This is a genomic window from Xanthomonas sacchari (genome assembly GCF_024266585.1).
GTDB classification, from domain to species: domain Bacteria; phylum Pseudomonadota; class Gammaproteobacteria; order Xanthomonadales; family Xanthomonadaceae; genus Xanthomonas_A; species Xanthomonas_A sacchari_C.
Window position 1 is genome coordinate 4,537,827 of the sequence record NZ_CP100647.1, and the last position, 11,945, is coordinate 4,549,771.

The window sequence follows — 11,945 nt, forward strand, 5'->3', positions numbered from 1 at the left end:
CCGCCCAAACCCACACCACCGCATCGCGTCAATCAAACAGGCCACCCTGCCGCGGCGCCGGCGCCAATTGCGCGCGCAGCCGCTGCGGATCGTCCAGCCGCTGCCGCGGATGGTGGTCGAGCACGCTGACGAACGGCAGCAGCTTCTTCAGCGGCACCCGCAGCCGCGCCAGGTCCCCGACCCGCAGCCGCGCATGCCGCCGCGCCAGCAGCAACCGCTCGACGTTGCGCGTGCCCAGCCCCGGTACCCGCAGCAACAGTTCGCGCGCAGCGGTATTGAGATCCACCGGGAACCGTTCGGGGTTGCGCAGCGCCCAGGCCAGCTTGGGATCCACGTCCAGATCGAGCATGCCGCTGGCCGCGGGCGGGGCGATCTCCTCCACCGAGAAATCGTAGAACCGCAACAGCCAGTCGGCCTGGTACAGCCGGTGCTCGCGCTGCAGCGGCGGCGCCAGCAGCGGCAGCTTGCTGGAGGCGTCGGGAATCGGGCTGAACGCGGAGTAGTAGACCCGGCGCAGGCGATAGTTGCCGTAGAGATTGTGGCTGGTGTGCAGGATCGCGCGGTCGTCGGCGCCGTCGGCACCGACGATCATCTGCGTGCTCTGCCCGGCCGGGGCGAAGCGCGGCGGCTTGGCCCGCACCCGCGTCTCGGCCTTGCGCGCTTCCTTGCTTTCCTCGATGCGCCAGCGCAACTCGCCCATCGCCGCACGGATGCCGCCGACGTTCTTCTCCGGCGCCAGTTGCGCCAGGCCGCCTTCGGTCGGCAACTCCACGTTGATGCTGAGCCGGTCGGCGTAGCGGCCGGCGGCGGCGAGCAGTTCCGGCGCCGCATCGGGAATGGTCTTGAGATGGATGTAGCCGGCGAAGCGGTGCTCCTCGCGCAGCTGCCGCGCCACCTCCACCAGCTGCTCCATGGTGTAGTCGCTGTTGCGGATGATGCCGCTGGAGAGAAACAGCCCTTCGATGTAGTTGCGCTTGTAGAAATCCAGGGTCAGCTTGACCACTTCCGCCGGCGTGAAGCGCGCGCGGCGCACGTTGCTGGACACGCGGTTGACGCAGTAGGCGCAGTCGAACACGCAGAAGTTGGTCAGCAGGATCTTCAGCAGCGACACGCAACGCCCGTCGGGCGTGTACGAATGGCAGATGCCCATGCCCTCGGTGCTGCCGATGCCGCCGCTGCGCAGCGAATGGCGCTTGTCGGCGCCGCTGGAGGCGCAGGACGCGTCGTACTTGGCCGCGTCGGCGAGCACGGCGAGTTTTTCGAGGGTATTCACCGGCCGACGATGCCGGGCCCGCGTCTCAAACGGTGAGACGCGGATGCGGTGCGGCCTTCACCGCCATGAATCGCTCAGGTCGGAGCACCCCGAAACGCCGCCGCGGCGCTCAGGCCGGGACCGGCGCCGTGGCGCCGTCGAAGCGATAGATGTCCATCGCCAGCATCCCGGCGTCGATGCCGGCGTCGATGCGCTGCGCGCCGAGCCCGCCGGCCCCGGCCGCGCCCATCGCCACGTAGATCGGCAGCCAGTGCTCGTCGGTGGGATGCGCGCGCGCGGCGAACGGCGCCTGCCGGCGGTAGTCGAGCATCGCCGGCACGTCGTCGCGGTACAACGCCTGCTCGATCCATTCGATGAACGGACGCACGTAGGGCCCCTCCTTGCCCTCGGCGTAGCGACCGAAGTCGTGCAGGTTGTGGGTGATGCTGCCCGAGCCGATCACCAGCACCCCGTCCTCGCGCAGCGGCGCCAGCGCCCGGCCCAGCGCCAGGTGGTGCTCCGGCCCCAGCTCCGGCTGGATCGACAGCGGCACCACCGGGATGTCGGCCTGCGGATACAGCAGCGACAGCGGCACCCACGCGCCGTGGTCCAGGCCGCGGCGCTCGTCCAGCACCGGCGCCAGCCCGGCCTGCGCCAGCAGGTCGGCAACTTCGTGCGCCAGTGCCGGCGCGCCCGGTGCCGGGTATTGCATCGCATACAGCGCCTGCGGGAAGCCGCCGAAGTCGTGGATGGTCGGCGGCTGCGCCGCGGCGCCGACCAGCGGCCGCCGGCCCAGCCAGTGCGCCGAGGCCAGCACGATGGCGCGCGGCCGCGGCAGCGTCGCCGCCAACTGCGCCAGACGGATGCCGACCAGGCCGGGCTGCAGCGCGGTCATCGGCGAACCGTGCGAGATGTACAGGGAAGGCAGACGGGACATGTCAGGTCTCCAGAAAGGACAGGCAACACCACGCTCAGCGCGTGCGCAACACGAAGCGGCCGTCGCCGATCAGGAACAGCACCGCCAGCGCCAGCGCCCAGAACGCCGGGTACTCCCAGCCGCCGCCAGGATTGGCGAAGCCGAAGCCGTTGGCGCCGTGCACGCTGACGATGGTGCCGAGCAGCAGCGGGATGCCGAGCAGTCCGACCCAACGCGCGTACACGCCGAGCAGCAATGCCGCGGCGATGGTGAACTCCAACGCCATCGCCACATAGCCCAGCGCGCCCGGCAACCCGAGCGACACGAAGTAGGCGGCGGTGCCGGCCGGGGTGAACACCAGCAGCTTGGTCAGTGCATGCACCAGGAACAGCGCGCCCATGGCCAGGCGCAGCAGGGTGGCACCGTAGGGCGCCAGGCGGGAGACGGGAGCGGACATGGGAGACCTTATGACGGGCCGTGGGATGGGGAATGCTGTACAGGCTATTCCCGTCGCCGCCACGAATAAATTATCGTTATTTCGAGAATTCATTTCGGGATCCGCAACAATGGATACGCTTGATGCGATGCGGGTGTTCGTCGCCGTGGTCGACCGCAACGGCTTCAACGCCGCCGCCGAGGCGCTGGGCATGTCCACGGCCAGCGTCACCCGCCAGGTGGCGTTCCTGGAACAGCGCCTGGGTTCGCGCCTGCTCAACCGCACCACCCGCCGGGTCAGCCCAAGCAGCGTCGGCGCCGCCTACTACCAGCGCTGCCAGTTGCTGCTGGCCGAGTTCGACGACATGGAGGCGGCGGTCGGCGAGCAGGCACTGACGCCCTCCGGCACGCTGCGGATCAACGCCCCGTTCAGTTTCAGCATCGCCCGGCTCGGGCCGCGCCTGGCCGGCTACAGCGCGCGCTATCCGCAGGTGGCACTGGACCTGACCCTGTCCGACCGCCTGGTGGACATCGTCGAGGAAGGCTACGACCTGGCGATCCGCATCACCCGCCAGGTGGCGCCGACCTTGATCGCGCGCAAGCTCGGCGAAGTGCAGGCCTTCCTGTGCGCGGCGCCGGCCTACCTGGCGCGCGCCGGTACGCCGCAGTTGGCGGCCGACCTGGCCGGCCACGCCTTCCTCAGCTACAGCTACGTGCAGGACGACCTGACCCTGCACGGCCCAGACGGCGCGACCCAGGTGCGGGTGGCCGGCACCCTGCGCGCCAACTGCGGCGACGTGCTGCGCGAGGCGGCCATCGCCGGCATGGGCATCACCGTCCAGCCGGACTTCATGGCCGAGGCGGCGCTGGAGGACGGCCGCCTGGTGCGGGTGCTGCCCGACCACGAACTCGGCCCGATCGGCGTGTACGCGGTCTACGCCAGCCGCAGCCACCTGGCGCCGAAGGTGCGCAGCTTCATCGACTACCTGGTCGAGGTCGGCATCGACCGCACGATGCGCTCCCCGGCCGAGCACTGAACCCCGGCGCGCGGACCGGACACAACATCCTGCCGATGGCGCTGATCGCGGCGGCCGCGCATGCGCACAATGCCCGCGCTTTTCCCCTCACTCTCAGGAGTCCGCTTATGAGCAAGATCGCGATCGTCTACTTCAGCGGCTACGGCCACACCGTCAAACAGGCCGAGGCCGTGCACGCCGGCGCCGCCAGCGTCGGCGAGGCCACGCTGTACCGCATCGACCAGGACGGCAACCTGCCCGACGGCGCCTGGGAGGCGATCGGTCAGGCCGACGCCGTCATCTACGGCAGCCCGACCTACATGGGCGGCCCGGCCTGGCAGTTCAAGAAGTTCGCCGACGCCAGCTCCAAGCCCTGGTTCGCCCAGGCCTGGAAGGACAAGATCGCCGCCGGCTTCACCAACTCGGCCTCGGTCAACGGCGACAAGTTCGCCACCATCGAATACTTCTGGACCCTGGCCCAGCAGCACGGCCAGATCTGGGTCGGCACCGGCCTGCTGCCGTCCAACACCAAGGCGCACGGTCCCAACGACGTGAACTGGACCGCCGGCTCCGGCGGCGCGCTGGCGATCTCGCCGTCCGACGCCTCGCCGGACGAGGCGCCGCGCAGCGGCGACCTGGAAACCGCGCGCCTGCTCGGCAAGCGCGTGGCCGAGTTCGCGGCCAAGCTCAAGGGCTAAACCGCAGGCGGCGCCGTGCGTCGGCCACGCACGGCGCCGCTGCGCTCGACGGCCAAGCCACACTCCTAGGCACGCGCCATGCGCGCGGCGTTGCCAGCGCGCGCGTGGCGCATGCGCCTTGTCTCGACGCGCCACACCCCGTTTCGCCCCCGGCTCAAGGGAATCGACACGCTCCGGCGATCACGCGGCAGGGGTGGCGACGCACTCCGGCATCTCGGGCATGGGGCCGCGTTCAAGCAGCCGTCCTGGCCCAGCCAGGGCCGGAAGGCCGCCAGCGGCAAGGCCGCTGCGAGGACGAACCAGCCTGCAGACACTGCGCGCATCGCGACGCGCCATCCAGGCAGCGGTGCGCGCAAGCGTACGCCTGCTGCGCGGCGACTCCGGCACGCGGCGGCATTCAGATCCGCCTGGGCATCGCCGCGCTACGCTGGCGCCGGCATCGCCCGCAACGCGCGCCGGCGCGTGGCCACGACGGAGGACCGACAATGCAGCGACTGCGCATCGCAGTGGACATGGACGAAGTGATCGCCGACGCGCTGTCGGCACAGTTGGCGTGGCTGCAGCAGCGCTTCGGCTACGTCTGGGAAGCGCCGCAACTGCACGGCAAACGCCTGCGGCACTTGCTCGCCGCCGAGCACGCCGAGGCGCTGGAAGCGCATCTGCAACTGGGCGAGTTCTTCGGCACGCTGCGCTGCATGCCCGGCAGCCAGGACGCGCTGCGCCGGCTGTCGCGCCGCCACGAGGTGTTCGTCACCACCGCGGCGATGGAATATCCGGCGTCGATGCCGTTCAAATGGACCTGGCTGCGCACCCACTTCGATTTCCTGGATCCGCTGAACATCGTGTTCTGCGGCGACAAGCGCATCGTCGCCGCGGATATCATGATCGACGACAACGCCCGCCATTTCGCCCATTTCCGCGGCCAGGGCGTGCTGTTTTCCGCGCCCCACAACGCCGCCGAGCAGCGCTACCCGCGGCTGCGCGGCTGGGACGAGGCCGACGCGCTGCTGCAACGCCTGGCGCAGCAGCGCTGAAGACGCCAGCCGCGCGTTCGCGCACGCCAGCCGCCATCGCCGACGCGCCAGGCCGCCCCGCCGCGGCCCGCGCCGTTTTCGCATGCCGCCCGGCGGCAAAGGAGATCGCCATGGACAGACGTACCGTACTCGGCCTGCTCGCCGGCACTGCCGCCGGCCTGCTGCCCGGCGCCGCCGCGGCGCACGACCCCACGCACGGCGACGCGCAAGCCGACGCGGCCTGGGCCGAGCGCTTCGCGCGCCTGCCGGGGGTGCGCCTGCAAGGCGACGAGCAGATCGCGATGCTGCTCTATCCCGGTTTCACCGCGCTGGATCTGGTCGGCCCCTATCACTTCCTGGCCGGGATGATGGGCGCCACGGTGCACCTGGTCAGCAACGGCGAGGACCTGACGCCGGTCCGCAGCGACATGGGCCTGGCGATCGCGCCGACCGTCACCTACGCCGATTGCCCGCGCATGCTCACCCTGGTGTTCGTGCCCGGCGGTACCGACGGCACCCTCGCGGCGGCGCGCGACCCGCGCACCCTGGCGTTCCTGCGCGAGACCGCGCCGCACGCCGACTACGTCACCAGCGTGTGCACCGGCGCGCTGATCCTCGGCGCGGCCGGATTGCTGCGCGGGCGCCGCGCCACCTCGCACTGGTCGGTGCGCCCACTGCTCGCGCGCTTCGGCGCGACCCCGGTGGATGCGCGGGTGGTCGAGGACGGCAAGCTGATCACCGGCGCCGGGGTTTCGGCCGGGCTGGATTTCGGCCTGTCCGTGGTCGCCCACCTGCGCGGCCAGCCCTATGCCGCCGCCGCGATGCTGACCGCCGAGTACCACCCGCAACCGCCGTTCGCCGGCGGCACCGTGGCGACCACGCCGGCCGCGGTCGCCACGCCGATGGCGGCGATGTTCGCGCCGTTCGTGGCCGCGGCCAAGACCTTGCAGCCGCTGCCGGCGCTGCCGGACTAAGGGCGCCGGACAGAACCGCTGCGCGGTCGCCAGGCGGCCGCGCCGTCACGCGCCGGGCGGCGCGGCGCCAGCCGCATGCGCCGCGCGCAAGTGATCGATGAACACCCGCAGCTTCGGCGGCAGGTGCTCGCGCGCCGGGTAGTAGATGTGCCAGCCGGCGAACGGCGCGTGCCAGTCGTCCAGCACCCGCTGCAGGTGGCCGGCGGCGACGTCGGCGGCGACCTGCCATTCGAACGCCTGGGCCAGGCCCAGTCCGCGGCGCGCGGCGTCCAGGCCGACCAGGGTGTCGTTGACCACCAGCCGCCCGGTGACTTCGACCAGGAAATCGTGGCCGTCGCGGGTGAATTCCCAAGCCTGCAGGCGGCCGTCGGTGCGCCGCCAGCGGATGCAGTCGTGGTCGGCCAATTCGGCCGGCGTGCGCGGCGTCCCGTGTGCGGCGAAATACGCCGGTGCGGCCACCACGGTCTGCCGCTGCGGCGGGCCCACCGGCACCGCGATCATGTCGCGCGCCAGGCTCTCGCCCAGGCGGATGCCGGCGTCGAAGCCACCGGCGACGATGTCGGCCAGGGTCCGGTCCGAATACAGCTCCACGCTGACCTCGGGATAGCGCGTCAGGAACGCCGGCAGGTGCGGACACACCAGTTGCTCGGCGGCCACCAGCGGCAGGTTGATGCGCAGCGTGCCGGCCGGGCGGTCGCGCAGGAAATCCAGGTCGGCGAACGCCGCATCGATCTGCGCCAGGCCCGGCGCCACGCGCTGCAGGAAGCGCTCGCCATGCTCGCTCAGGCCGACCCGGCGCGTGGTGCGGTTGAGCAGGCGCGCGCCCAGCTGTGCCTCCAGCGCGCGCAGCGTCTGCGACAGCGCCGAGGGCGAGACGCCCAGCTCGGCGGCGGCGCGGGTGAAGCTGCCATGGTGGGCGACGCGGACGAAGGCGACGACGGCGGACAGCGGCGGTGGACGGTGCATGGCGAGCGGGCAGCAGCGAAGGACGGACGCATCAGGTGCGCCAGCCATTATTTAGCACACCTTCAAAGCACATGCGGATTACCCGGATTTATCCATGGCGACGCGGCGCCTACAGTGCCCGCACCCCACCTGGAGACCGCTGCGATGGCCCTCGATCACTACCGCCTGCTCGGCCGTTCCGGCCTGCGCGTCAGCCCGCTGTGCCTGGGCACCATGACCTTCGGCGCCGACTGGGGCTGGGGCGCGGACGCCGACGAGGCGCGCCGGCTGTTCGACCTGTACGTCGATGCCGGCGGCAACTTCCTCGACACCGCCAACATCTACACCAACGGCAGCGCCGAGACCCTGCTCGGCCGCTTCGTCGCCGGCCGCCGCGACCGCCTGGTGATCGCCAGCAAGTTCGCGCTCAATCCCTTCCCCGGCGACCCCAACGGCGGCGGCAACCACCGCAAGGCGCTGCTGCGCTCGGTCGACGCCAGCCTGGCGCGGCTGGGCACCGACTACCTGGACCTGCTGTACCTGCACGCCTGGGACGGCACCACCGGCATCGACGAGGTCATGCGCGGTTTCGACGACCTGGTCCGCGCCGGCAAGATCCTCTACGCCGGCATCTCCGACACCCCCGCCTGGCAGGTGGCGCGGATGCAGACCCTGGCCGACCTGCGCGGCTGGACGCCGTTCGTCGCCCTGCAGATCGAATACTCGCTGGCGCAGCGCACGGTCGAGCGCGAACTGGTGCCGATGGCCGAGGCGCTGGGCATGGCGGTGCTGGCCTGGTCGCCGCTGGCGATGGGCGTGCTCACCGGCAAGTACGGCGCCGCCGATCTGGCGCGGGTGCGCGCGGCCGCCTCCGGCGGCGCGCAGGTCGACGGCGTGGGCCGTGCCGAGGTCGCGCATTCACAGCGTACCTTCAACGAGCACGCGCTGGCGGTGGCCGAAACGGTGGTGGCGCTGGCCGCCGAGTTGCAGCGCTCGCCGGCGCAGGTGGCGCTGGCCTGGCTGCTGGCGCGCGGGGCGATGCCGATCGTCGGCGCGCGCAGCGTGGCGCAGTTGCAGGACAATCTGGGTGCGCTGACCCTGCGCCTGGATGCCGAAGCCCTGCAGCGGCTGGATGCCGTCAGCGCGATCGAACTGGGCTTCCCGCACGATTTCCTGGCCTCGCCCAATCCGCAGGCACTGCTGAGCGGCGGCACCCGGATCCAGCCCCGTTGACCCCCATGTCTCTCATCGCGAGGTGCAGCGCATGTCCACTCCCCATCGTTCCCTGCTGAAGGCGGCCCTGGCCGCCAGCCTGGCCGTCGGCGGCGCCGAGGCCGCCAGCGCGGCGCAACCGCCGTCCCCGCCCCGGCCCAGCGCGCCCGCCGCCCTGCCCGGCCAGACCACGCTTGCCGAGGCCGAGGCCGCCGGCATCGCGCAGATCGACGCCTTGATGGGGCCGGCGCAGGCGCAGGCGATCCGCGCGTTGGCCGACGCCCCGGACACCGCGCTCACCGGCCGCGGCGCGGCCATCGCGTTCGGCGAGATCTATCGGCCCGGCACCGCGCTGGACCTGAAGACCCGCGAACTGGTCACCGTCGCGGTGCTGGCCAGCCTCGGCCACGCCGAGCCGCAACTGCGCCTGCACCTGCGTGCGGCGCGCGCCGCCGGCGCCAGCCGCGCCGAGATCTTCGCGGTGCTGGATCAGTTGCATGCCTACGTCGGCTTCCCGACCGCGCTCAACGCCCTGGCCATCGCCCGCGAGGTGCTGGATGCCCCCTCACCCTGAGCGAACCGGACACCGGCCACGCTCTCCCTCCCCTCCCCCCTCAGGAGCATCCTCCATGCAAACCCGCACCCTCGGCCGCAACGGCCCCCGCGTCTCCGCCCTCGGCCTCGGCTGCATGGGCATGAGCGCGTTCTACGGCGGCCGCAGCGACGACGCGGCGTCGATCGCGGTCATCCATGCCGCGATCGAGCACGGCGTCAGCCTCATCGACACCGCCGACATGTACGGCCCGCACACCAACGAAGTGCTGGTCGGCAAGGCGCTGGCCGGGCGCCGCGACCAGGTCGTGCTGGCGACCAAGTTCGGCATCAAGCTCGACCCCAACGACCCAGCCGCGCGCGGCATCGACGGCCGCCCGGAATACGTGCAGTCCGCCTGCGAGGCCAGCCTGCGCCGGCTCGGCGTGGACCACATCGACCTGTACTACCAGCACCGGGTGGATCCGAACGTGCCGATCGAGGACACGGTCGGGGCGATGGCGCGGCTGGTGGAACAGGGCAAGGTGCGTTTCCTGGGCCTGTCCGAAGCCGCCGCCGCCACCATCCGCCGCGCCCACGCGGTGCATCCGATCACCGCGCTGCAGAGCGAGTACTCGCTGTGGTCGCGCGACCCGGAACACGACGGCGTGCTGGAGACGGTGCGCGAGCTGGGCATCGGCTTCGTGCCGTACTCGCCGCTGGGCCGCGGCTTCCTGACCGGGGCGATCCGCTCGCCGGAGGATTTCGAGGCCGACGACTACCGGCGCCATTCGCCGCGCTTCCAGGGCGAGAACTTCGCCCGCAACCTGCAGTTGGTGGAGCGGGTGCGCGCACTGGCCCAGGCCAAGGGCGTGACCCCGGGCCAGCTGGCGCTGGCCTGGGTGCTGGCGCAGGGCGAGGACCTGGTGCCGATCCCGGGCACCAAGCGCCTGGCCTACCTGGAGGAGAACCTGGGCGCGCTGCAGGTGAAGCTGAGCGCCGAGGAATTGGCGCAGATCGAGGCGATCTTCCCCGCCGACGCCGCCGCCGGCCATCGCTACCCGGCCGCCTCGCGCGGCGTCCTGCAGGGCTGAATCGCGTCCCCGGCCGGGGCGCGGGCCGATTGCCCGCGCCGCACCGGCACCGCATGATGCGGGGGTGATCTCCTTCATCGTCCCCGCGCACGACGAAGCCGCCCTGATCGGCGACACGCTGGCCTCGCTGCACGTCGCCGCGCAGGCGCTGCGGCTGGACTGCGAGACGCTGGTGGTGGCCGATGCCTGCCACGATGCCACCGCCGAGATCGCGCGCCGGCACGGCGCGCAGGTGCTGGAGGTGGAGCTGCGGCACATCGCCGCCGTGCGCAATGCCGGCGCCGCCGCCAGCCGCGGCCGCCACCTGCTGTTCGTCGATGCCGACACCCGGGTCAATACGCCGCTGCTGGCCGCGGCGCTGCGCGCGCTGGGCACCGGCGCAGTCGGCGGCGGCGCGCAGGTGCGCCTGCTCGGCGACGTCGCCTGGTACGAACGCCTAGCCCAGGCGTTGTTCGGCTGGCTGTTCCGCTGGACCGGCATCGCCCCCGGCTGCTTCCTGTTCTGCACGCGCAGCGCCTTCCTCGCCGCCGGCGGTTTCGACGAGCGCTACTACGCCGGCGAGGACGTGGCGCTGAGCCGTGCGCTGGCGCGGCAGGGACGCTTCGTGATCCTGCGCGAGGCGGTGCACACCTCCGACCGCAAGCTGCGCAGCTTCAGCAAGCGCGAGCACCTGGGGTTGTTGCTGCGCCTGCTGCGCCGCGGCCGCGGCCTGCTGCGTTCGCGCGACGGGCTGGGCTTCTGGTACGGGCAGCGCCGCGGGCGCTGAGCGCGCCGGCGCGGTTGCCGGCGCCGACGCGCTGGCAGTACGCTGCGCCCCCCTTGTGCGAGCTTTACGGATGAGCGTCCACACCAGCAGGAGCAGGCCCATCGCACTGCGCATCCTCGGCACGGGCGAGTATCTGCCCGCGCAGCAGGTGCCGGCGGAAACGTTCGACCGGCGCTGGGGCAAGCCCGCCGGCTGGACCCTGCGCCATACCGGCGTCGCCACGCGGCACTATGCCGGCGCCGACGAACCGGCCACGGCGATGGGCGAACGCGCCGCGCGCGCGGCGCTGGACGCGGCGCAACTGCAGGCATCGCACATCGACTGCGTGATCAGCGCCTGCAGCCTGATGGAACAGGCGATTCCGTGCAGCGCGGCGCTGCTGCACGCGCGGCTGGGGCTGCAGGGCAGCGGCGTGCCGGCCTTCGACGTCAACGCCACCTGCCTGAGCTTCATCGCCGCGCTCGACCTGGCCGCCTGCGCGATCGCCGCCGGCCGTTACCAGCGCGTGCTGATCGTCTCCAGCGAGATCGCCAGCGTCGGCCTCAACCCGGACGATGCGGATACCGCACCGCTGTTCGGCGACGGCGCCGCCGCCGTGGTGCTCGGCGCCGGCGACGCCGACAGCGGCTCGCAGTTGCTGAGCGCGCGCCTGGAAACCTATTCCGAAGGCATCGACCACTGCCGCGTGCGTGCCGGCGGCACCCGCCTGCGCCTGGATCACGGCGTCGAGGCGCTGCGCGCCGGCTCGCAGTTCGAAATGAACGGCCGCGCCACCTACCGCCTCGCCGCGGCGAAGCTGCCCGGCTTCCTGCAGCGGCTGCTGGCGCAGGCCGGGGTCGAGCTGGCGCAGGTGCGGCGGATCGTGCCCCACCAGGCCAGCGCCAAGGCGCTGCGCCACCTGCGCGTCGCGCTGGGGCTGGCACCAGACGCGCTGGTTGAGATCATCGGCGACCACGGCAACCAGATGGCCGCGTCGATTCCCAGTGCGCTGCACCAGGCGATCCACAGCGGCCGCATCGTCCGCGGCGACCTGATCGGCCTGGTCGGCTCCGGCGCCGGGCTGGCGTTCGGCGGCGCGGTGCTGCGCTACTGA

13 protein-coding genes are annotated in these 11,945 nt (G+C 72.0%); 9 read left to right on the forward strand and 4 right to left on the reverse strand.

All coding sequences use genetic code 11. The features are described from left to right. Window positions 1-28: 28 nt before the first annotated feature. The 3 genes from NKJ47_RS19120 to NKJ47_RS19130 all read right to left on the reverse strand — a co-directional run bounded on the left by NKJ47_RS19120 (window position 29) and on the right by NKJ47_RS19130 (window position 2,625). Entirely contained in the window at window positions 29-1,273 is a 1,245-nt protein-coding gene (locus NKJ47_RS19120) for a putative DNA modification/repair radical SAM protein (protein WP_254459308.1), read from the reverse strand. Between the two features lie 109 nt (window positions 1,274-1,382). Further along, the gene (locus NKJ47_RS19125) at window positions 1,383-2,189 is read right to left on the reverse strand and encodes a DODA-type extradiol aromatic ring-opening family dioxygenase (protein WP_254459309.1); all 807 of its coding nucleotides are present in this window, start codon (window positions 2,187-2,189) and stop codon (window positions 1,383-1,385) included. Window positions 2,190-2,223: 34 nt separating this feature from the next. Further along, a complete protein-coding gene (locus tag NKJ47_RS19130; RefSeq protein ID WP_254459310.1) occupies window positions 2,224-2,625 on the reverse strand; it encodes a DoxX family protein in 402 nt (133 codons plus the stop codon). A 109-nt stretch (window positions 2,626-2,734) separates the two neighbouring features. On the opposite strand from NKJ47_RS19130, the gene NKJ47_RS19135 reads away from it, so the two are divergent. The 4 genes from NKJ47_RS19135 to NKJ47_RS19150 all read left to right on the forward strand — a co-directional run bounded on the left by NKJ47_RS19135 (window position 2,735) and on the right by NKJ47_RS19150 (window position 6,304). Further along, complete coding sequence (locus NKJ47_RS19135) at window positions 2,735-3,640, forward strand: LysR family transcriptional regulator (RefSeq protein ID WP_254459311.1); 906 nt, start codon at window positions 2,735-2,737, stop codon at window positions 3,638-3,640. A gap of 107 nt (window positions 3,641-3,747) precedes the next feature. Next, window positions 3,748-4,317 (forward strand): flavodoxin family protein, encoded by a 570-nt coding sequence (locus NKJ47_RS19140; protein WP_254459312.1) that lies wholly within the window; start codon window positions 3,748-3,750, stop codon window positions 4,315-4,317. A gap of 485 nt (window positions 4,318-4,802) precedes the next feature. Further along, the gene (locus tag NKJ47_RS19145) at window positions 4,803-5,351 is read left to right on the forward strand and encodes a 5' nucleotidase, NT5C type (RefSeq protein ID WP_254459313.1); all 549 of its coding nucleotides are present in this window, start codon (window positions 4,803-4,805) and stop codon (window positions 5,349-5,351) included. A gap of 110 nt (window positions 5,352-5,461) precedes the next feature. Further along, window positions 5,462-6,304 carry a DJ-1/PfpI family protein gene (locus NKJ47_RS19150; RefSeq protein ID WP_254459314.1) on the forward strand — a complete coding sequence of 281 codons (843 nt, stop codon included), beginning with the start codon at window positions 5,462-5,464 and terminating at the stop codon, window positions 6,302-6,304. Between the two features lie 45 nt (window positions 6,305-6,349). On the opposite strand, the gene NKJ47_RS19155 is transcribed toward NKJ47_RS19150, so the two are convergent. Continuing rightward, a complete protein-coding gene (locus tag NKJ47_RS19155) occupies window positions 6,350-7,270 on the reverse strand; it encodes a LysR family transcriptional regulator (RefSeq protein ID WP_254459315.1) in 921 nt (306 codons plus the stop codon). A 144-nt stretch (window positions 7,271-7,414) separates the two neighbouring features. Here NKJ47_RS19155 and NKJ47_RS19160 point away from each other — a divergent pair, with 144 nt between their 5' ends. The 5 genes from NKJ47_RS19160 (at window position 7,415) to NKJ47_RS19180 (ending at window position 11,945) form a co-directional block, all read left to right on the forward strand. After that, window positions 7,415-8,482: an aldo/keto reductase gene (locus tag NKJ47_RS19160; protein ID WP_254459316.1), complete on the forward strand. Its 1,068-nt coding sequence runs from the start codon at window positions 7,415-7,417 to the stop codon at window positions 8,480-8,482. A 31-nt stretch (window positions 8,483-8,513) separates the two neighbouring features. Then, window positions 8,514-9,035 carry a carboxymuconolactone decarboxylase family protein gene (locus tag NKJ47_RS19165; protein ID WP_254459317.1) on the forward strand — a complete coding sequence of 174 codons (522 nt, stop codon included), beginning with the start codon at window positions 8,514-8,516 and terminating at the stop codon, window positions 9,033-9,035. 55 nt (window positions 9,036-9,090) lie between these two features. Beyond that, the gene (locus NKJ47_RS19170; protein WP_254459318.1) at window positions 9,091-10,086 is read left to right on the forward strand and encodes an aldo/keto reductase; all 996 of its coding nucleotides are present in this window, start codon (window positions 9,091-9,093) and stop codon (window positions 10,084-10,086) included. A 64-nt stretch (window positions 10,087-10,150) separates the two neighbouring features. Beyond that, entirely contained in the window at window positions 10,151-10,852 is a 702-nt protein-coding gene (locus tag NKJ47_RS19175; RefSeq protein ID WP_254459319.1) for a glycosyltransferase, read from the forward strand. 70 nt (window positions 10,853-10,922) lie between these two features. Then, window positions 10,923-11,945 carry a 3-oxoacyl-[acyl-carrier-protein] synthase III C-terminal domain-containing protein gene (locus NKJ47_RS19180; protein ID WP_254459320.1) on the forward strand — a complete coding sequence of 341 codons (1,023 nt, stop codon included), beginning with the start codon at window positions 10,923-10,925 and terminating at the stop codon, window positions 11,943-11,945.